Below are 18,834 nucleotides of genomic sequence, written 5' to 3' on the forward strand. Positions count from 1 at the left end.
GGAGCGATAACGCCTAGGCAACTGCCTTGCGATAGGCCGTGACGGCAAGCCAGATTGCGGAAAGCAGGAAGTAGAATGCGCCGAACGCCGCATAGGGAGCAATGTCCAGTATGGTCGGCGCAACAGTGCCGATGGATCGGCTGATCATGAAGCCACCGGCGAGGGCCGATTGCCCGCCACTCAGGATCATCGGCCATTGCGCGCCATAGTGACGCCAGCGTTTTATCCCCGTGTTCAGCTGCAGCAGACCTGAAAAGATCGCCCAGACGCCAAACACCGCGAGAACGGTATACATGCTGCTGCTCAACGCTGCGATGACGGCAATCGTCGTTATCGTGCTGACCGCGACATTCAATGCTTGGGACGGGTTGGCTTTGAGCCCGCCATTGACCCTTGCATCAACCAGATTGGCGAGGGCGTCCCATGCCGGGTAGATGACCAGCAGAAGCACGGCGAGAGGGGATTGCGCACTGAAGAGAATGGCGGCGGCAACCCATGCGACGGAGAAAATGGCGCGTGCGAAATAATAGGTTCGCAACCAGCTGGACGGGGTTGAAGATTGGCTTTGCATCGGTAGATTCCTTGTTGCTATCTACCTACCAGTAGGAAGGTAAAGCTTGTGAGTCAATCCGGTGCTCGAACACCTCATTGTGAAAAGCGGGAGCGATGCACAATCTTGACATTCAGCCTACCAGAAGGTAGGCAGCGCTATGAAATCAATGACTTCGACTTCAGAAAAAATTCTTGATATCGCGCAGTCTCTCATCGTCGCGGGAGGCTATAACGGGTTCAGCTATGCCGATATCGCGGCTGCGATCGGCATCCGCAAAGCGAGCATCCATCATCACTTTCCGACGAAGGCGGAACTGGTTGCGGTGCTGGTGGACCGTTACAGGCAGCAGGCCGAGACCGGTTTGCAAGCGCTCCGCGCGCAAGTCGCGAGCCCTGCCGAACAGTTGCAGTTCTACCTGAATTACTGGGACACATGCATTCGCGATGCCTCGCAGCCCTTCTGCGTCTGCGCGATGCTGGCTGGCGAGATACCGATGCTGCCTGAAGAGGTCGCATCCCGTGTCCGTGCGCATTTCCAAAGCCTCGCGGCATGGCTTGCGTCGGTGCTGAGCGCTGGAGCGCAGCAGGACCTGTTCCGGTTGAACGGGCGGCCCGAGGAGGAGGCCCAGATGCTGATGGCCTCGGTTCATGGGGCCATGCTCTCCGCGCGGGCTTTTGTCGATCCCGGATTGTTCATTGCCATCATCAGCACGCAGGTCGACAAGCTGACGAAGTAGCCAGCGCGGACAGCCTCCGAGGCGGCTTGCTTGGCCGCCAATGCCAGCATTGGAGCTGCCTTGTGTGTTGGCGGGAGGCTATGCGGGGGCGAGAATTATGTCCTGCTAGGTTATCGTTCTGTTGTTTTTGATTGATTGGTAAGCAGCGCTGCCGCCGTGGTTCCAAGAACTTCCGCGATCTTGGCGACGATCGTAATGGTTGGATTTCGCGTTTCCCGCTCTATCCCCGAGATATAGGTGCGGTCAATATTTGCTTGGGCTGCGAACTCTTCCTGAGAAAGATGCAGCTGCTGTCTGCCAAGCCTGACATTGCGCGCCAGAATTCCGCGAACGTTTTCCATTCTGCGGATTGATCATGCTGTAGACAATAGTCCAACGGACTATAGTCAACAAAAATGCTTCCGCTTTCAGTCTGTTGACTATATTCTACATACTGTCATGTATCGGAGGACGGCAAATGTTGGATATGATTTTCCAAGGTATAGCCTTGTTTCTGCTGATTTTCTGCGGCGGTCAGGTTGTGATTTTCATTGGCTTCATCCTATGGGTCGTTTGGATAGACGCTATTAAGCCGAGAATGATCCCGAAAGCTGAGACCGACAGCATGGCAGGTGATATTATTGCCAGCTCCGCCGACCCGGAACGTGAGGCTTTCGCCCATCATGAGCGCGCGTGGTATCGCAGCGACGTTGCGGAGCAGACTTATTGGTGGCGTGTGCGGAAGGTAATTAGGAAGCGTCTGGCGCAGTCTTGAAGCCGCTTCCCTGAACCGAACCAAGGATCCCATCATAACCAGTTATATTCTGCAATCATCTCAGACGGTTGGATATTGGCGTGTCAGACACGCGGAATGAATCCTGAATATCACGGACTAAGAGTTCGGGTTGTTCAAGCGCGGCGAAATGGCCGCCCTTCGCCATATTTGTCCATCGCCGCACATCGAATACGCGCTCGACCCATGATCGCGGTGGAATTGGTAGTTCCTTCGGGAAATGTGCGAACGACATCGGCACGCTTACGTTTGAAACATCCGGAAACGAAAAAGGCTGCAGCCGATTTTCCTTGTACATGCGAAGGGACGAGTCGATGGTGTTTCCAAACCAGTAAATCGATACATTCGTCAGTAATGTATCTGCAGATATCACCGTCTCCAGGTCGCTGTCACAGTCAGACCAGCTTGCGAACTTTTCGGCTATCCAGCCCAGCAAACCGACCGGGCTATCCGACAAGGAGAACGAGAGCGTTTGCGGTTTTGTCGCTTGCAGCAGGGAATAAGCACCCTCCAGACTCGCGAACTTTGTTGCCCGGTCCAAGAACTGCTGTTCCTCACTTGTAATGGCCGGATAATCCGCCCCCAATGGCGGCCGAAAACTTCCGGGAATGTAATTTAAGTGAATCCCTTCGACGGAGCCCGGATAGAGAGCACCAAGCCAGGCCGATACGCCCGCTCCGATATCACCACCCTGCGCAAAATATCGCTCGTAGCCAAGTTGAAGCATCAGCTTCTGCCAAAGTCCGGCAACCCGCCGGGCATTAAATCCAGGTTGCCTTGGCGCTGCTGAGAAGCCGAAGCCAGGGAGCGAGGGCACCACAACGTCAAATGCATCGCACGGGTCACCGCCGTGTGAGCCCGGGTCCGTCAACAGTGGTATCACTCGTTCGAACTCTATGAACGACCCCGGCCAACCGTGTGTCAATATAAGGGGCCGCGCATTCGGTCCCACGCCCTTTTTATAAATGAAATGAATGTTTTGCCCATCGATATCAACGGTGAATTGGGGCAACTCGTTCAATTGCGCTTCCCTCGCACGCCAATCAAACGTGTCCGACCAATGTGTTGCAAGTTTTTGAACGAGTGCGAGGCTCACCCCATCCTCGTCCCCGCCCTGAAATATCGAGCCGGGCCAGCGCGTTTGGCGCAGCCGTGTTTTTAGATCCTGGATCTGTTCGTCGGCAATACTGATCTGGAAGGGCTGCATTTAGCGATTCCTCAATAATGTGCTCGGTACTTCCGCATTCCGCTACGTTTCATGCGTACTCGGGCTAGACTTTCAATGAACAAGCTTGAGCGGTATCATGAGCTTCTTTCGATTTGCCATAGATGCCATCTTTTTTGGTAATCACCTAAGAGATCTACGTAGTTGGTCGTGGTGATCAACTTGGCATCAGCCAACCGCTCACATGGACAGTAGGACGCTCTTCTCCTTCTCAAGCACCCGACGAGCTGCCGGCCGCTCAATCAGACGGTCTTTCAGGGCCATGAGATTGGTTAGATCGCTGATCGGCAGCCCAAGATCGCGTCCCCATGAGAAGAACACCAGGGCGTATGGATCAGCGACAGTGAAATGACTACCCATCATCCATGTACGACCTTCCATGATGCGCTCCATTTCCTGGAGGTGGTCCCAATAGTTCTCTTTGCTTTTCGCCTTTACAGCTGCAAACAGGCTCGGGGCCGAAACCACCTGTTCGGGATGGTAAAACTTCGTGAACGTGGGATGGACGGTGCCGGAGAGCCAGGCACAGGTCGCAATTGTCTGCGCCCGTTCAAACGGATCACTGCCGAGGAGTGCTTGATCGGGAAAAGCATTCCCAATCCAGCCGAGGATGGCGGTGGATTCCAACAGAACCTGACCATCGTCGAAGCGAAGTGCCGGAACCTTTGCCCGCGGGTTGATCTCCCGGTACTCAGGTTTGAACTGTTCGCCCGTTAGGATGTTTACCTTCTTCAATTCGAAGGCAGCTCCCGCCTCTTCCAGTGCGACGTGGGAAGCCATCGAGCAGGCATGGGGAAAGTAATAAAGTGTCAACATGTGTAGTAGTCCTTATTTGTAACCGGATGCGGCAATCACTGCATCGCTCTATCTGTGCGGCGGGTAAGCCTCTAGGCTAGAACTCGCTGTGGCTTTTGCCGCCTGCACAATCGTCATGGCGATGGTTTCGGGTTGGGTCATGTAGATCGCATGGCTGCCGCCCACTTCAACGACGCGCGCGCCGGCCGACTCCGCCATCCTGCGTTGAAGACTGGGGTGGACAAGCCTGTCGTCTGTGGCGACCACATACCAGCTGGGTTTCACGCGCCACGCGGCGGCAGTGACCTTGCCCGCCATCGATGCGATGGCCCAAGGCTTAAGCGCCGCTGCCATAAAGCTGCTCGTTTCGGGAGGAATATCTTGGCCGAAGACTTGAGAGAATTTGGAGGTGTCAAACAGGAGATAGCCATCCCCGGTCGGCAGGAAGGGTGGTTTCGATCCGCCCGGCACATGATTGGCTGTCAATGTCTGGACCGACTCTCCCGCATCGGCGACGAAGGCAGCGACATACACCAGGGCAACGACCTTCGGGTCATTGCCCGCTTCTGAGATGACGACCCCACCATAGGAATGGCCAACGAGGATCACGTTGCCAGGTGCTGCCGCGATCGCACGCCGCGTATTGGCAACATCATCCTCAAGTGATCGGATCGCGTTCTGCACAACCGCGACGCGATAACCGTCGCGGTTCAGTCTATCGTGCACCGCTCGCCAACCCGAACCATCCACAAACGCCCCGTGCACCAGCATAATAGTTGTGCCGGGCGCGGCTTCTTTGGTATCTCCTTGCATGGAAGTCGTGTGGTCTTGTGAAAACTCTGCTGTGGCCACTATTCTGCCTCCTTCTCAATACGGGCGGGGGTCTGCGAGGTTACAAAGAACTCACAGCACTATTGCCTGTCGACAGCACGTCTAACTGCTGCGTCAGGCGTGCGGAACTACGCAAATCGACAAGATATTATTTCATTAAATGGAAGTATCGCGCCCACTCGACGGTTCGCGATGGGCTTGGAACTATGACAGAGCCGCGAGGTCGCTGCGAAGCCGCGGCGCGGCAAAGTCCAGGAAACGGCGAAGTTTGAGCGGCAGCGGGGCCTTTGATGTATGGAGCAGATGGATCGGAGACGGGGCCGGTTCCATCTCCTCGAGAACGATCCGCAGCGTTCCGGCTCTTACAGCATCGGCCACTTGATAATGCAGGAGTTGAGTTAGCCCAGCCCCCTGGATTGCTGCCGCCGCTGCCGCCTCCGGCGTTGTTACCGTCAGGCGAGACGACAATGGCGGAATGCGTGCGTCCAGCGAGCCGGAAACACCAAAGCGCCACTGTGCAACTGGAATGGGCATGTTTACCGTAATTGAGGGAAAGTGGGCGATATCATCCAGTGTGCGCGGTTCACCCTTGTCTACAAACAAACGGGGACTGCCGCACAGAACGGTCCGGACCGATCCCACACGGCTACTGGTCATGGCGCTATCTGGAAGCTGGCCGATCCGGATCGCAACATCTACATTCTCCTCGACGAGCGCCAGATTGGTGTCGATCAGCACCAACCGCACATGAATTCCGGAGTAACGTTCCAGAAACTGAGTAATGATCGGTAAGACATGAAGGCGCCCGAACATCGTGGGAGCTGTTACGACCAATTCGCCGATCGGCTCGATGAACTCGCCTGCGACTTCGCGCTCCGCCTGTTTCACCTTATTGAGAATCTCTCGTGTGGCAGCGACGTAAACAGCGCCGGCATCCGTGAGTGTGATTTTGCGGGTCGTGCGCGTGAGCAGGCGCGCGCCAAGCAGGGCCTCCAGTTCGGAAATCCGGCGGCTCAGCGTTGGCAGCGATACCCGCATCGCCCGCCCGGCAGCGGAGAAGCTACCATGATCGACAACTTCCAGCAGCATCGACATGGCCTCAAGGCGATCCATCCGATCCTCTCAATAAATGGAATAGTCATTTCTAACCGCAACTCATAGTTCATACGTGGCCGGCATGCTAGTTACACTTCGTGACCTTTTATTTGATCACAACTTAATCTCAATCAAATCCGGTCAACCACTGGAAAACGGCTCATCAGGCGGCAAAACTTACATATTCCTGCCTCATTGAGCAGGCTGCTCATCTTCACTTTCATGCGATGCTTCTGCGGTTGCCGCCGGCTCGCGATCAGGCGGTTGCACGTTCGCATCATCATTGTCGGAAGGCTCGATGCCCTGCTCTCTTTTCGTGGATGGGGATTGTTCATCCTGATCAACGATTATAGCTTCTTCTGAGGTGCGGACGGATGGTTCAGGCCGCGCGCTGCTCTTTTGTTCCCCCGGTTCGCTAGCCGGGACGATAGGCTCAGCTACTGGTTCTTCTGCGACCAATGGCACTCGTGCATTTGAATCACCCGTTGAAGTTTCATCGGCAGTATTGTCGTTGGGCTTGACCTGGCTGCCCGTCTCAGTCGGAGCAGGTATCGTTTCTGGAGAGTCCAATGAGGATCTGGTGATCTCTTTCTCCAATTCATAAGCCGGTGTGGAAGGCGTGTAGTCCACCTGCTTCATGTCAACATCAGTTTCGGCAATTGGCAGGTTCTCGAAATAATTTTCAGTTTGATGACTCTCGTCAATCATGACGCTGATGTTCTGTTCAGCGTAGTTGTTGACCACCACTTGTGTCGATGCGTCGATATTGATGTTAACGTTGACGGTAGGCGTAAACGGATCATCGTAGTAGCTCCAGTCTGTATAGGTGTAATAGGGCTCGTAATAGTCGGTCCAGCAGGTCTCCCAATATTCATAGGTAACCCGTTCCACTACGAAATAGTGGGTATAAGCCGGGTAGTAAGTCGTCGTGACGACCCGATAGCCGTCCATCCAGCCCATAAACGAACCGAGGAGAAAGACGGTTCGCTGATAGTTTGCCTCATCAATACGGTCCTGTTCGATCCGGTCCAATTGGGTCGACAGTCTTCTGATATTGGCTGCGAGCTGAGTATTTGACCTTGTTTCGGTTTGCAGCCTGTTCACCTGTGAGCGAAGCTTAGCTACCTGCGCCTTGAGTTCTTTTACCTGCTCGAAACTTGCCTTCACGGGTTTTGATTTGACTGGTTCGATAAGCGCATAGCGCGTCCCATAGGCGGCCCAGTTCGTGGAAAGAGCCCTGACGCCTTCGCGCACCGTCGGATTGGCAATCCTGGCAGAATCCGAAATTGCTTCAACGCGGCCAACTGCAACAGAGAGACTGCTTGTAGCAGTCGTCATTTTCTTGGGGTCACGGGCATCAATACCTTTTTCAAGGCTCCCAAGTGCCTGCAGTGCTTGGTTTGTCGCTTTCATAAGCATGGCATCCGCCCGCGAGCCTTTTTTGGGTTCGTTTTTGTAAGCAACAAGAATAGTTGAAAGAGAGCGGCGCATATTGAGTTGCAGTTGGGCTGCGTCAATCTTTGCAGATGACGCAGCCATAGCCTGGCTGCTCTCAAACAAAGGAACGGTGATTGATCCGGTCATGGCCAAAAGAAGGGTGCTGCTCAACATCATTGCTATGCGGCGCGTTTTTCTGATCGAGTTCATTCTTGTCCTCTTGCGTATTGGGCAGGCGTGGGCAAGTTGCACGCGCAGCGTTGTCAGGTTCGGATGCGGCTTTAGAGCTGCTTCGGTTTGTCCAGATCACTGTTGGGCTTGGTCTGCGCGTTTGCTTTTGTGCTGAAAAGTTCATCCGAACAGACCCCTGTATGCTTCTTCTCTGGAGCGGCAAAGCGTCTGGTCATGTCGGGTGTTAAGCATCGTTCAAACAATGATTCGAACAAACCTGTGGAGGTGACAGCCCCGTTACCCAGTAGGGGTGGATGCACCATGAAAAAGGGGCCTTCTACGCCGTGCATTCAATCTCAACGGACCATTTTGCAATCGGCATATTTTTCATACTGGCAATGTAAGTTGAACGGTCTGCTGACATGCGATGGCCGAACGATCAATATCGACGCGATGATTGCAAATAGAGCGACCATATAGATGACAGCTGGCATAAAGCGAAATAGCGTCTGCATTTTGTATTCCTTTTGGTGCTATCAAACGTCGAAGATATGTGACCTTGGAGACTTTAATCGGTGCGGTTCTGAAGGTTGGGACGCTGCGATTTAGGGTATTGGGAATTCGTGTCGGTCGGGCATATCGAAGACTGGTGAAGACCCGTCACCAGTTTATTGTTTTGACATGAGGGCCGCCGGTTTGCCCGATACTGTATGAAAATCTGAAACGTCCTGCAGGCATGTCGGGCCAGGCAACTAATATCGTAAAAAACATTCCGGATAGCGCAGTCACATAAATGACGACTGGTACAAAACGAAACAGCACTCTCATGTTGCAGCTCCAGGTTTTTGCTCGAATCTCGAAGAGACATACCATCGTGTGCGATCGTCTAATGTCTGCTCGGTTGCATGGATTTTGACCTCGTTGCCAATTCACTTGTTTTGCTTCGACGCTGGTGGGTATACTTTATGATGCCTGAAAAACGCGTGAGTGCGTTGTCAGCGAATTGTCAGCTTCGTTGATCTAAGCTATCCCCTTGAAGGGCTTAGATGGTTTTAGGAGGATCCGAGTGCGTTTTCGGCCCTTGAGAGCCTTGCTGCGGTTTGCGGTCGTTGTCCTAGCACTACACCTTCCCAAGGCGGTGCAGGCACACGAATGGACAAGTGACGTGGAGGGTGTTCATTTTATCCAAATCTCCGACGACGGCGGTTCGGATGGCTCTTCGAGCGACGGTGGCTCTATGGGTGGACCGGACTCGGGCGATGGCGTCTCCGATTCGGACGATTCCGAAAGCGATCAGCAATCTTACCCCGACGGTCCTGGAGGCAACCGACCCGACGAGAAATTTGAAGGACCAAATGGCGCTTTAAGAGCCGTCCAAGCCAACAGAGCCCTCCCACTAGACGACATTGTAACCATTGCCCGCCACCTTACCAACGGCCAGATCATTGACGCGCGGTTGCGCCCCGTGAGGGGTATTCTCCAATATGAGTTAAAGGTGCTCGAGACCAACAGTGAAGTCAGCCGTTATTCTTTCAATGCCCGCACAGGCAAACTCATAAGAGTGAGATAAACATGCGGATACTTGTTGCCGAAGATGACCGCCGCATAGCCGAAACGCTTGGCACAGCGCTATCGGCCGCCGGTTTCCTTGCGGAATATGCCAGAGATGGAGAAGACGCTTGGTTCCGTGGTGACACCGAGACATTCGATGCCGTGATCCTTGACCTCGGCCTTCCAACGCTGGATGGCTTGACGATCCTGAAGCGCTGGCGCCGCGCAGGACGTAACGTTCCCGTATTGATTCTTACTGCGCGCGGACAATGGGACGAAAGAGTGGAAGGAATCGAGTCCGGCGCTGACGATTACGTTGTAAAGCCTTTCCGGATGGAGGAGGTCGTGGCACGCATACGTGCGATCGTGCGCCGGGCAGGTGGCTTTGCATCATCTCAGATTGAAATTGGCGAACTGGTTCTCGACACACGGATGAGACAGGTCTCGCGCGCGGGCGTTCCAATCGTATTGACACCGCAAGAATACCGGCTGCTCGCTTTCATGGCGCATCAGGGCGGACGCGTCGTTTCACAGGTCGAGATTACCGAACATCTCTATACGCAGGACTTCGAGGGCGGTTCGAACGCCGTTGAAGTCTTGGTCGGTCGCCTGCGCAAGAGATTAGGTGCCGATATCATCGCAACACGTCGAGGTTTTGGGTATATCCTCGGTGGGGATGCCCCTTGAGAATCCAGTCTTTACGGGTTCGTCTTATACTGGGAGCTGGTATTTGGATTGCCATTGCCCTCGTCTTGGCGGGTGTAACCATCGGATATCTATTCACCAACAACGTGGAACGAGGCGCGTCCGCAGATTTATCGGCGACAATGTCGCGCCTTGTCGCCTTGATCAATCCGGACGCCCTCAGTGCCGCACCTTTGCTTACTGGCGCTTTGCCTGATCCACGCTATCAGACACCGGTCAGCGGCCTCTATTGGCAGATCACAGATCTTGGTACCCAGCAAAACATCCGCTCGCGATCGCTCTGGGATTACGTTCTCAAGGTTAGCCCCTCAAATGAAGGCGGACAGCTGTCGACCGTTCAAGGGCCGGTGGGCCAATCATTGCTTGCATTGTCCCTGACGGCACGCTTTGCAGAAACCAAAGGTGAACGGCGTTTTCAGATCATCGTCGCTCAAGACAGGTCTATCCTCGATGAGGCGATCACACGCTTTGGGAGGGAACTGGCCTTAGCACTCCTGGTCCTCGGCTTTGTCCTTGTCGTTGCCGTCATCCTGCAGGTGCAGTTCGGTCTTTCTCCGTTTAAGAAATTGCGTAAGGATATTGAAAGTATCCGCAACGGCGTTGCGTCTTCAATCGATGCCATCTACCCGCTGGAAGTCGTTGCTGTGGTCGGCGAAGTAAATGCCCTCCTTGCCATGCAACAGAAATCGATGGATTTTGCGCGATCCCGTGCATCCGATCTTGCTCACGGGCTTAAAACCCCGCTGACAGTGTTGGGTACGATCGCCTATGAGCTGGAAAAAGGCGGCAACACTCGCAGCGCAGCATCAATCGTCGATCTGACGAACGAGATGCGTGACCGGATAGATTATCAGTTGAGGCTGGTCCGACTGCGTCAACGCGTTCGCATGCACGCCCTCAGCGCGTCATTAAGCAGCGTTGTTCCCCGCACGATTGCGGTGTTGAAAAGAACACCCAAAGGCGAACAACTGGTCTGGGTCGTTAATGTCAAGGATGGTCTGAACGTCGACATCGACGTAAACGACCTTGTCGAGCTTGTCGGTGTGATATTGGAGAACGCAGCGCAATGGGCGAACACGCAAATCCATATCAAGGCTAAGCAGGATGGCGCGTTCGTCGAATGGCAAATATCCGACGATGGTCCGGGCATTCAGTTCTCAGATCACAGTACGATTGGTCTACGTGACAGGCGGTTGGACGAGACAGTCACAGGCACTGGCCTTGGCCTGGCGATTGCTTCCGAGATTGTCTCCCTCAACAACGGAACGATTGCGTTTGAACGTTCCAGTCATGGTGGACTTGAAGTCATCATCCGCTTGCCAAGTGTGGCCGCCCATTAGAAATGTCGCTTGTTGTGCAAAGTTAAAATGTCATCCTGACAGATGACGAGGCTCGTCGACGGGCAGGGCGGAGACCTCAATATCGCAGCTCTGCCCGGCGACAGTGAATAGATCTGTGGCAGCCTGCTCCCGTAGTCTGCGCTCCCTTCGTTCCTCGACCCAGCTGTTGCGCCGCGACGGTTTGCGTGCGCGTTTTTGATAGGCGATGACCTCGCTGTTGGTCTTTCCAACCGGCTCAGTTCCGCGTGGAAATCAACACCACAATTCCTTATGGTCCCGACGATGATCCGCTGCAAATCGCGCCAATCAACTGACGTCCAGGCGCTGGCGTAATCGATGCGTATGGGAGAACATCGTATCGAAAGAATTACGGAAATTGGCCCACCCATCATCCAGTCGATTGCAGCGATGCAGCCTCTACTTCTAGAAATTTTGTTGGCAAAATAAGCCAGACCGTATGTCAATCTGATTAGTCGCACACTTCGTATTCGTAATCGGGCGAAGTGTCCCGAACGACTTTGCGGTCACGGTAGATGACAGAGATCTTGTCACCGCGTGCGTCGCATGCGGCATTGAAAAAACTTACGGGATCAACGGGATTACCATTGGTATCCTTGTTGTTGTCATTGTATTCGATCTCGTAAACCTGATTGCCATACACTTTGGTGTACTCGCTGCATTCCTTCTCGTATTCGCATTCTTCGACAATCGCAAAATCAAAGCCGATTATCTTTGGGCCCTTGGGCGCAAGTTCCGCGGCGTTTTTCTGGGCGACAGCGAGATTGGCATCATGAGCCCGTTTGACCAGCAGCTCGGCAAACTCGGTATTGGTTTCTGGTGACAAAACGCCTTTGGATCTGTCCCATGAATCGAGATTGTCGGGTTCGAGAGCCTTAAAGCCGTCAGCCGCACATTTGTCGATCCAGGGACCGATTATTTTCATCAGATCCTTGCGTTTTGTGTCTGAGGATGTGTCTAATATATACTCTTCTGGCCATTTTGGATCGGTAACATACTCACCATCTTTCTTGATCAGCAGATTCGGATGGGTTTTTGTCCACCACTCCTTCTGCTTCGGTTGCGTCTGGAAGGCATTCACGTAACAGATATTGTATTTACCTTTTGCAGGGGCAATCTTTCTGTCCCGGACAACAATCTTAACACTGCGTTGCGGGTTGTAATCGCCTCCAATCTGGTAGTCGAATTTACCGTGGGCCGGAGGCAACGTTAGAGTTTGAGCATTTGCAGATAAAACAACGCAGCCTGTAGCGACGACGGCGGCGATCATCGCCGTTCGGAACCATTGAATACGCATTTCGATCAAGACCTTGTCTAGCTGAGTTCCCCGCCTCGAGCACGGCGCTCTGGCGTGACTGATATGACGGACTGGCTACCGCTTGGGTCAGCTAAATCTGGATATTTGCTTCTTGGCGAACCGAGGTCAAGGGTAATGAAACAGCTTCTGATAAGGAGATGTTACGTTGTTAGGCTCTGTTACAAAAATTCCATTGGTGCCGGCGCCAATAGCACTCCGCTTGGCAATCGGTTGGTGGTGTCTCTGACCGCATTTCGGCGTAAGCTGGGAAGCAAATCGCGCGCGAAGTCACCAACTGCCCAAGTGTGAAAGGCGCAATGGGCTGATGGGCCTGTCGCTCATCGAGCCTTTTGTCATGAAGGAGGAGCACTAAGATGAGCACCGATCTGGATACCGTGCGGTCCTATGATACGGTCGCGGCGCAGTACGCTGCTGAAGCCGCGGCGATGCCCGAATGGGTCGCGACAGAGATCGATGTGTTCGTGACCGCGCTGGGTGGCTCGGGCAGGGTGCTGGAGATTGGAAGCGGTGGCGGGCGCGATGCATTTGAGCTTGAGAAGCGGGGCATTAGCGTCCGGCGCACCGACATTTCAAAGGGTTTCGTCGAACTGCTTCGTGAAAGTGGCTTTGAGGCCGACATGTTGGATCCGCTCACCGAAGACTTGGCCGACCCGCAGCGTCCCGGTACGCCTTACGACGGGATTTGGGCCTGTGCCTGCCTGATTCATGTTGCGCGCGAGGATCTTGGCACGGTGCTTGGGCGTCTTGCCAAGGCGACCCGGACCGGTGGCCGATTGCACGCCTCCGTTAGAGAGGGCGACGGCGAGGATGTGTCCATACACGGCAGTGCTGCAGCGCCCCGGCGCTACGTCGAGACGTACTGGCGCGAGTCTGCCCTGCGGTCCGCACTCACAGACGCCGGCTGGATCGTCAGTGAGGTACGTCGGTGCGTTGGAAAGCCCCATGATCGGTGGCTGAGCGTTCGGGCGAGTCGGGCGTGACCCACACAGAACTTGCGGGAATGGCCGGTTCTGGTGCGACTATGAACTTTAGGCGGTCACCACAATGTGGGCTTCCGGGCGAAGGCACAATTGCCTATCGACAGGTATGTGGGCGCGCGAAGCGGCCGATGATTGTTTGCTCTCCCTTATTCCCATTATTGCGAAAGATAGCGGCCAAATCGGAATAGGTATGCAAAAACTATTTCAGCGGCAGAAACAGTTCTGTGACCACCTCATATGCTGGTACTTCTGGAATGAACGACAGCCGGCGTTGGCAATAGATCGGGAAATCGCGTGCTTCTTCGCCACTGGTTGGAAGCCAATCCCGGTAAAGGTAGTGGGCAGCGGGCTCCAGATTGTTGGTATTGCCTGGATAACGCAATACCGCGCAACGCCCGCCAGGAATAACGCCGGCCTTCATTTGCTCATGGTTCGCCTCAATCGGCTGATCAGTACTGATACATAGATCCATGCTATAGTCGGCGGCGATCGCTGGTTCCCTTTCGGAACGGAAAACCATGAAAGTCGGGCTTGTCTCCGGCGATAAGCCGTTTGCCTTGTTCCAGGCCCTGAATCGCTTGAATGTGTCTGCGAGTCTCGCCCGGTCACCCCTATGTTGCATGATCGCCACCGGCGTGGTGGGGACATCTCGTATCGTTATGTCGTCATGGTCAAAGGTTATGTGCATGAACTTGTTCCTTGCGTTGTCAAGCGGCCCCAAAGCCATAAGCCACGTCCCCCAATCGGGAGATTTGCGGAACGACGACGGCGATTGTCCTAACCGTTGCCGAAATGCGCGGGCGAAGGCATCCGGTGCTTCGTAACCGGCATCCATCGCTATATCAGTGATGCTTTGAGCGTCTTTGCAGGCAAGCCCGTACGAAGCACGTTTCATACGGGTGAGCTGGACATAGCGATGCACGGACAAGCCAAAGGTTGCCATGAATTGCCGCTGGAAATGGAACTTCGAGAATGCCGCGATGCGGCTCACAGTTTCCAGATCCAGATCGTCATCAAGGTGCTGATCTATATGGGTCAGCACCCGCTGCATTCGGGCACGGTAATTTTCAAGTGTTATCTTCATCGTCTCTTTCTTCGTGACGACATCAGTTACACCTTTCCGTGCATTTCGCGCTCGACCGATCATGCGATTTTAGGTCTGTGAACATTGAAGGGGCACGGATAACGCGCTTCGCTGAGCACTTTGTTCGAGACGCCTGCGCGGCACTTTTTCATTCGAGCATTCCATTCGGCAGAGATTGTTGAGTTTATCGCCCACCTGACGGTCATTGGGGCTGCAGTCCGACTGCAGGGGCAAACCCCAAAACCGATCCCCGCAAAGATATCCCGGCAATCCGGAGCAGGGTTGAAAATTGACTTAGGCATCCGAATTCTGGAGGCGAACAAGACGCGCTGTTCGATCTAAGAATTGCTCATTTTGCTGATGCTGCTCTGACGATCAAATCAGTCTCATGGTCAGCAGGATAGAGCATTTCAAGCGCGATTTCCGAGATCGTCACATCCACCGGCGTGCCGAAGACGGTGATCGTGCTGAAGAATGACAGAGGACCAAGTCTTGTCTGGATACGCAATGGGATCGCAAGTGCGGAAGGGTGAGGTGAATGAGCCGGTTTCCCTGATGGTCTATGCAATGTCTCGGCTTCCTTCAGCAAGTTACACAGTCGTGGGTCGGCCGTCAGTTCGACTTCGCGTCGCAATCTTGTCAGAAGATGATCGGCCCAGTCGTCGAGATTGAGGATTCGCGGTGCAAGACCGTCGGGATGGAGCGATAGACGCATAACATTGACCGGCGGCTTCAGCAGCTCCGCACTGACAGCCGATCCGAATTATCAACCTCACAGCGAGGATAAGGCTGTCTGCGCGCCAATACCCGGCCTCTAGGCTGCTTGTGCGCTCTGACGCCTCCTATGCGGGCGGGGCGAGGCGGTTCGTCTCCGGCGATCCGGCTTCGCCGCTGGCCGGCGGGTCAAGCAGGAGCAGGCTCGGATTGCCGTCGACAACGGGGATATGGCTGACGACACGCAGCTGGCCCGCATCGCGGTGGATCGAATAAATCAGCTCGCCCTTTGGGCTTTGCTCCATCTGTTTGGCGGCGATCCTGAAGCGCAGCATCAGCGCCACAAGGCCAAGCAGAAAACCGGGCGGGATCAGCAGCCACAAAGCCTTGATCCAGTCCGGCGAGGATTGGAACGTATCGAGCAGGTCTGACCAGAAATTGTAATCGTTCATGTGCACTCCCTTTTCTCGCGTGAGGAAAGCGGCCACCCGAGGCTTATCCTCTGGTGACCGGGGAGTTCGTAGTCGTACTAGGACGACCGCTACGGCCTTTAAGCCGAAGCTCTGGACATACGCCGAAGCCTCCCCGGCCATAGGGCTGAGGAGGTGTCATTGCGGTCGACACCGACCGCCTAGTAAGAGGATACGAAGCCCCAAGACCGATCCGTTTCGACCGGCCTCAGCGGGGAGTCTTAGTGGGAAAGAGGGGGAGGTGAAAGGGAAAATTAGATCAAGATGCTGAATTGGACAATGTCAAAGTGTTTGCAGTGCGGCACTTAGCAATCACTGAAATATGTTCATTCCCATTCTAACCAAGCCTAGTGCGCCAAAAGTTCATCTAGTAGAGCGCGAACCAATCGCCAGTCTTCCGAACTTAGATCCCGCATCTTCTGAGTGATGCGGGTTTTGAATGCAGTTTCAGACATCTTCATTTCTGATCGCTTGTAGAGGTCAGAAAGTAGTCTTTTCCCGTCGCAGAGGTCGCGCCATTTAGCCTCCCAACTCAAGGAAATCTCCAATTTACGCTTTTTCGCAGCTTCAATGAAATTTGCTATCCATTCTGATTGCTCCACATTAGGGATCGAAGTGCGCGCAGTCGACATCCGAGTAAATAATTTACCAGCAATAACATCCAGTCCGGTGTCAGAAACATCACCTTTAGTTAGAGAGGAGTTTTTATAACCTTGTGAATTGTATGCCTCTCTTGCTGCGATAGCGTCTATCTGCTCAAAAGCAAGCTCACGAATAAGTTTATGGACCTCACCTGCACTATTGATTGGATGCCGAGTTGCGCTTTCATCTTTTAGAATTTCCGATATCACGTCTGAATCAAGCATATAGTTTTCGATCGAGCGGCGCTTCCACTGCATTACTTTAACCGCCGCCGAGCTTTTCAAATCTGTAAGTTCTTCATCCTTGTCAAAAATGAGATAGATTGGTGCGACTTGTTGCCCCTTTTTCTCAAGTTCCTGTAGACGTGAAATGGTCTTTTCGATTTCACGTCTCCCTCCACGGTCGGCAATTTTCAGTTTCCTAGTCAACTCAGGAAAGGCCGTCTCTAGGAATGCCACGTCATCGTCGCCTTCTACTAGAACAGTGCCTTCATACAAGAGAGACTCACTTACCGAGGTTCCCAGCCTATGGAGGGCGTCGGCATATTCGTCCAATGCTCTCTTGCCAACCTTGGTAATATCTGATGCCGACTTTAAATGAAGCAATGCGCAGTCGTCGCTAGAGAACGCGCCAGATAATATCTCGGGAGAATGAGTGCACATGATGAACTGAATATTGCGTGGTTTTGAATATTGATTGAGCATGAACGTCAAAATATCACGGCTAACTGCAGGATTTAAGTGCAGTTCTGGCTCATCAAACAAAGCAATTCCACTATCAGAAACTGACTTTGCAACAATAAGGAAAGTGAGGGCGATATTTTTCTCGCCACTGCTTAAGCTGTCTAACTCTATAAGGCGACCTGTAGATTTTTCTTCTGTCATTACTGAAAGAAGACCAAGTTCATTCACATGTATTCTATTTAAACTTCTTCCTTTAAGGAGTTTAGAAAAGATAATTTCGAATTCATTCCGAACGGTTTCTTTTTCAGCGTCGTCTATGACAAGAGAGTTGATTATCAGGTTTTTTAATCTCTGATATTTTATTTGGGGTTGGGAATTGTGCATCTCTAGTTGTTGTTGAGCGTCGGGACCTCCCAACTGAAGAGTGGCCTCGCCCATTGGCAAGGCTCGGTCTGCCGGAAAATACGAAAATGTTGAAAGTGATGGTGGGAGTCGTTGGTCAAGAAAGCCGATAAGTGGACCGGCAAGCGGGTCAGTCACGGCTATTTGTCCCGACACCCCATTTAAGGCCACGCCGAGCGTCAGCGTTGGTTCGGCATCTAATCGGCCCAACAAACCCGTTAATTCTGATGTGGCAGCCATGGTTGCAGCAACCCCTTGTGGTGATTGCATAAATTGCACAAGCATTGCTGGATTGGAAAAATTCTGCCCAACCCTGGAAGCAACTAGATTTTGAACGACCTCGGGGAGAAACTGTTTGGCGATTTGTATTTCTTCTCTCGTCAAAGTGTATGTGCAACGTACATCTATCAGTTGAGATGGGTCTCTTGCTAAGCTGCTGAGGAACAATCTTTGTGGGAAATGAGGTGAAGCTGCACCTAGCGAAATAAGAACCTGTAGGGGCTCCTGCTGGGTCCTTGGAGCCGCAATTGCTTTCGCAACACGAATTGCTTGAAGGATTGTTGTCTTGCCGACACCATTTGGTCCCACGATCACGTTAATATATTGGCTTAATGATACACTAAGGTCAGAGATTGCTCTGAAGTTCTTTATAACTAAGTGGCTGATAAACATTCAGTTCCTCTGGCTATTCGCTTTACATACGAAGTTGCCTAGAAAGAACGCGACGTGCAAGTACAAGTCAATAGTTTTTACTATTAAATTTCGTAGGGGCGTGCACATTGATTTCTTTAAAACAGTAAAAATACAGGTAACATCCAATTGCGCTTGAAAGAAATGGTGCCGCTTCCCGGAATCGAACCGAGGACCCCATCATTACGAATTATATTCCGCAATCGTTTCAGACGGTTGGACAGCGTGGCACAGGATGGCGCAATTTAGGATAACATGCTGAATCAAAAAGGGTTTTCACCATTGCGGTGTTGCACACAGTCTCACCCGGTTGCTCCCGATCACACACCGTGACCCTACTAACGCCCTACCAGCCGGAAAAGACGATGCCCCCGACGAGGCCGGCGAACCAAGCGCGGACCTCCCCCCATCAACGGGTTTCACCAGATAGGCCGGGGAGTGGAGCTTACTGTCTCGAAGGTTTCCGATGCCGTGGCCCTCTTAAAGAAAGTTCACGGCAGCCCGTAAGCGTTCCTTACACATTGGCTGCGAGGAGACACCTATGGGGACAGTTATTGCAAAAAATGCAACAACTGGCGCGTGAAGTTAAGCTTGTCGAACTGCTCTCCGACGTCCGTTTGTC

The 18,834-nt window shown here is 53.2% G+C and carries 17 protein-coding genes; 5 read left to right on the plus strand and 12 right to left on the minus strand.

The window, feature by feature from the left end:
• Positions 1 to 13: 13 nt before the first annotated feature.
• On the minus strand, positions 14 to 571 hold the full coding sequence (locus ACP7B1_RS05480) for a DUF308 domain-containing protein (RefSeq protein WP_346305596.1): 558 nt from the start codon (positions 569 to 571) through the stop codon (positions 14 to 16).
• A 139-nt stretch (positions 572 to 710) separates the two neighbouring features.
• Between ACP7B1_RS05480 and ACP7B1_RS05485 the strand changes: the two genes are divergently transcribed.
• Positions 711 to 1,289, plus strand: a complete 579-nt coding sequence (locus ACP7B1_RS05485) for a TetR/AcrR family transcriptional regulator (protein WP_346305597.1) — start codon at positions 711 to 713, stop codon at positions 1,287 to 1,289.
• 110 nt (positions 1,290 to 1,399) lie between these two features.
• On the opposite strand, the gene ACP7B1_RS05490 is transcribed toward ACP7B1_RS05485, so the two are convergent.
• Entirely contained in the window at positions 1,400 to 1,630 is a 231-nt protein-coding gene (locus ACP7B1_RS05490; protein ID WP_346305598.1) for a helix-turn-helix transcriptional regulator, read from the minus strand.
• Between the two features lie 116 nt (positions 1,631 to 1,746).
• Here ACP7B1_RS05490 and ACP7B1_RS05495 point away from each other — a divergent pair, with 116 nt between their 5' ends.
• Positions 1,747 to 2,043 (plus strand): hypothetical protein, encoded by a 297-nt coding sequence (locus tag ACP7B1_RS05495; RefSeq protein WP_346305599.1) that lies wholly within the window; start codon positions 1,747 to 1,749, stop codon positions 2,041 to 2,043.
• Between the two features lie 55 nt (positions 2,044 to 2,098).
• Here ACP7B1_RS05495 and ACP7B1_RS05500 read toward each other — a convergent pair whose 3' ends face one another.
• The 5 genes from ACP7B1_RS05500 to ACP7B1_RS05520 all read right to left on the minus strand — a co-directional run bounded on the left by ACP7B1_RS05500 (position 2,099) and on the right by ACP7B1_RS05520 (position 7,654).
• Positions 2,099 to 3,268, minus strand: coding sequence for an epoxide hydrolase family protein (locus tag ACP7B1_RS05500; protein WP_346305600.1), 1,170 nt, complete (start codon positions 3,266 to 3,268; stop codon positions 2,099 to 2,101).
• A gap of 198 nt (positions 3,269 to 3,466) precedes the next feature.
• Positions 3,467 to 4,102 carry a glutathione S-transferase family protein gene (locus tag ACP7B1_RS05505; RefSeq protein ID WP_346305601.1) on the minus strand — a complete coding sequence of 212 codons (636 nt, stop codon included), beginning with the start codon at positions 4,100 to 4,102 and terminating at the stop codon, positions 3,467 to 3,469.
• A gap of 48 nt (positions 4,103 to 4,150) precedes the next feature.
• A complete protein-coding gene (locus ACP7B1_RS05510) occupies positions 4,151 to 4,894 on the minus strand; it encodes an alpha/beta fold hydrolase (protein WP_426136792.1) in 744 nt (247 codons plus the stop codon).
• A 222-nt stretch (positions 4,895 to 5,116) separates the two neighbouring features.
• Positions 5,117 to 6,025 (minus strand): LysR family transcriptional regulator, encoded by a 909-nt coding sequence (locus ACP7B1_RS05515; protein ID WP_346305603.1) that lies wholly within the window; start codon positions 6,023 to 6,025, stop codon positions 5,117 to 5,119.
• 174 nt (positions 6,026 to 6,199) lie between these two features.
• Positions 6,200 to 7,654 (minus strand): hypothetical protein, encoded by a 1,455-nt coding sequence (locus ACP7B1_RS05520; protein WP_346305604.1) that lies wholly within the window; start codon positions 7,652 to 7,654, stop codon positions 6,200 to 6,202.
• A gap of 1,533 nt (positions 7,655 to 9,187) precedes the next feature.
• On the opposite strand from ACP7B1_RS05520, the gene ACP7B1_RS05525 reads away from it, so the two are divergent.
• Both ACP7B1_RS05525 and ACP7B1_RS05530 read left to right on the plus strand, forming a co-directional pair.
• Positions 9,188 to 9,853 carry a response regulator transcription factor gene (locus ACP7B1_RS05525; protein ID WP_346305605.1) on the plus strand — a complete coding sequence of 222 codons (666 nt, stop codon included), beginning with the start codon at positions 9,188 to 9,190 and terminating at the stop codon, positions 9,851 to 9,853.
• Entirely contained in the window at positions 9,850 to 11,211 is a 1,362-nt protein-coding gene (locus ACP7B1_RS05530) for a HAMP domain-containing sensor histidine kinase (RefSeq protein WP_346305606.1), read from the plus strand. Before ACP7B1_RS05525 ends, ACP7B1_RS05530 begins: the two co-directional genes overlap by 4 nt.
• Before the next feature lie 469 nt (positions 11,212 to 11,680).
• On the opposite strand, the gene ACP7B1_RS05535 is transcribed toward ACP7B1_RS05530, so the two are convergent.
• The gene (locus ACP7B1_RS05535; RefSeq protein WP_346305629.1) at positions 11,681 to 12,526 is read right to left on the minus strand and encodes an endo alpha-1,4 polygalactosaminidase; all 846 of its coding nucleotides are present in this window, start codon (positions 12,524 to 12,526) and stop codon (positions 11,681 to 11,683) included.
• 374 nt (positions 12,527 to 12,900) lie between these two features.
• Between ACP7B1_RS05535 and ACP7B1_RS05540 the strand changes: the two genes are divergently transcribed.
• A complete protein-coding gene (locus tag ACP7B1_RS05540; protein WP_346305607.1) occupies positions 12,901 to 13,527 on the plus strand; it encodes a class I SAM-dependent methyltransferase in 627 nt (208 codons plus the stop codon).
• A gap of 199 nt (positions 13,528 to 13,726) precedes the next feature.
• Here the strand turns inward: ACP7B1_RS05540 and ACP7B1_RS05545 are convergent, their stop codons facing one another.
• The 4 genes from ACP7B1_RS05545 to ACP7B1_RS05560 all read right to left on the minus strand — a co-directional run bounded on the left by ACP7B1_RS05545 (position 13,727) and on the right by ACP7B1_RS05560 (position 18,194).
• Positions 13,727 to 14,611, minus strand: a complete 885-nt coding sequence (locus ACP7B1_RS05545; RefSeq protein ID WP_346305608.1) for an AraC family transcriptional regulator — start codon at positions 14,609 to 14,611, stop codon at positions 13,727 to 13,729.
• Between the two features lie 349 nt (positions 14,612 to 14,960).
• On the minus strand, positions 14,961 to 15,350 hold the full coding sequence (locus tag ACP7B1_RS05550; RefSeq protein WP_346305630.1) for a hypothetical protein: 390 nt from the start codon (positions 15,348 to 15,350) through the stop codon (positions 14,961 to 14,963).
• 103 nt (positions 15,351 to 15,453) lie between these two features.
• Positions 15,454 to 15,777: a hypothetical protein gene (locus tag ACP7B1_RS05555; protein ID WP_346305609.1), complete on the minus strand. Its 324-nt coding sequence runs from the start codon at positions 15,775 to 15,777 to the stop codon at positions 15,454 to 15,456.
• 365 nt (positions 15,778 to 16,142) lie between these two features.
• The gene (locus tag ACP7B1_RS05560; protein ID WP_229490404.1) at positions 16,143 to 18,194 is read right to left on the minus strand and encodes an AAA family ATPase; all 2,052 of its coding nucleotides are present in this window, start codon (positions 18,192 to 18,194) and stop codon (positions 16,143 to 16,145) included.
• Positions 18,195 to 18,834: the final 640 nt, after the last annotated feature.

Source organism: Phyllobacterium sp. SL163 (genome assembly GCF_049896885.1).
GTDB lineage: Bacteria > Pseudomonadota > Alphaproteobacteria > Rhizobiales > Rhizobiaceae > Phyllobacterium > Phyllobacterium calauticae.

Bases quoted from the DNA above. Each gene is read 5' to 3' on its own strand.
- ACP7B1_RS05500 (WP_346305600.1), bottom strand. From the start codon at position 3,268: ATGCAGCCCTTCCAGATCAGTATTGCCGACGAACAGATCCAGGATCTA.
- ACP7B1_RS05505 (WP_346305601.1), bottom strand. From the start codon at position 4,102: ATGTTGACACTTTATTACTTTCCCCATGCCTGCTCGATGGCTTCCCAC.
- ACP7B1_RS05515 (WP_346305603.1), bottom strand. From the start codon at position 6,025: ATGGATCGCCTTGAGGCCATGTCGATGCTGCTGGAAGTTGTCGATCAT.
- ACP7B1_RS05520 (WP_346305604.1), bottom strand. From the start codon at position 7,654: ATGAACTCGATCAGAAAAACGCGCCGCATAGCAATGATGTTGAGCAGC.
- ACP7B1_RS05535 (WP_346305629.1), bottom strand. From the start codon at position 12,526: ATGCGTATTCAATGGTTCCGAACGGCGATGATCGCCGCCGTCGTCGCT.
- ACP7B1_RS05525 (WP_346305605.1), top strand. From the start codon at position 9,188: ATGCGGATACTTGTTGCCGAAGATGACCGCCGCATAGCCGAAACGCTT.
- ACP7B1_RS05510 (WP_426136792.1), bottom strand. From the start codon at position 4,894: ATGCAAGGAGATACCAAAGAAGCCGCGCCCGGCACAACTATTATGCTG.
- ACP7B1_RS05540 (WP_346305607.1), top strand. From the start codon at position 12,901: ATGAGCACCGATCTGGATACCGTGCGGTCCTATGATACGGTCGCGGCG.
- ACP7B1_RS05495 (WP_346305599.1), top strand. From the start codon at position 1,747: ATGTTGGATATGATTTTCCAAGGTATAGCCTTGTTTCTGCTGATTTTC.
- ACP7B1_RS05480 (WP_346305596.1), bottom strand. From the start codon at position 571: ATGCAAAGCCAATCTTCAACCCCGTCCAGCTGGTTGCGAACCTATTAT.
- ACP7B1_RS05555 (WP_346305609.1), bottom strand. From the start codon at position 15,777: ATGAACGATTACAATTTCTGGTCAGACCTGCTCGATACGTTCCAATCC.
- ACP7B1_RS05490 (WP_346305598.1), bottom strand. From the start codon at position 1,630: ATGGAAAACGTTCGCGGAATTCTGGCGCGCAATGTCAGGCTTGGCAGA.
- ACP7B1_RS05560 (WP_229490404.1), bottom strand. From the start codon at position 18,194: ATGTTTATCAGCCACTTAGTTATAAAGAACTTCAGAGCAATCTCTGAC.
- ACP7B1_RS05545 (WP_346305608.1), bottom strand. From the start codon at position 14,611: ATGAAGATAACACTTGAAAATTACCGTGCCCGAATGCAGCGGGTGCTG.
- ACP7B1_RS05485 (WP_346305597.1), top strand. From the start codon at position 711: ATGAAATCAATGACTTCGACTTCAGAAAAAATTCTTGATATCGCGCAG.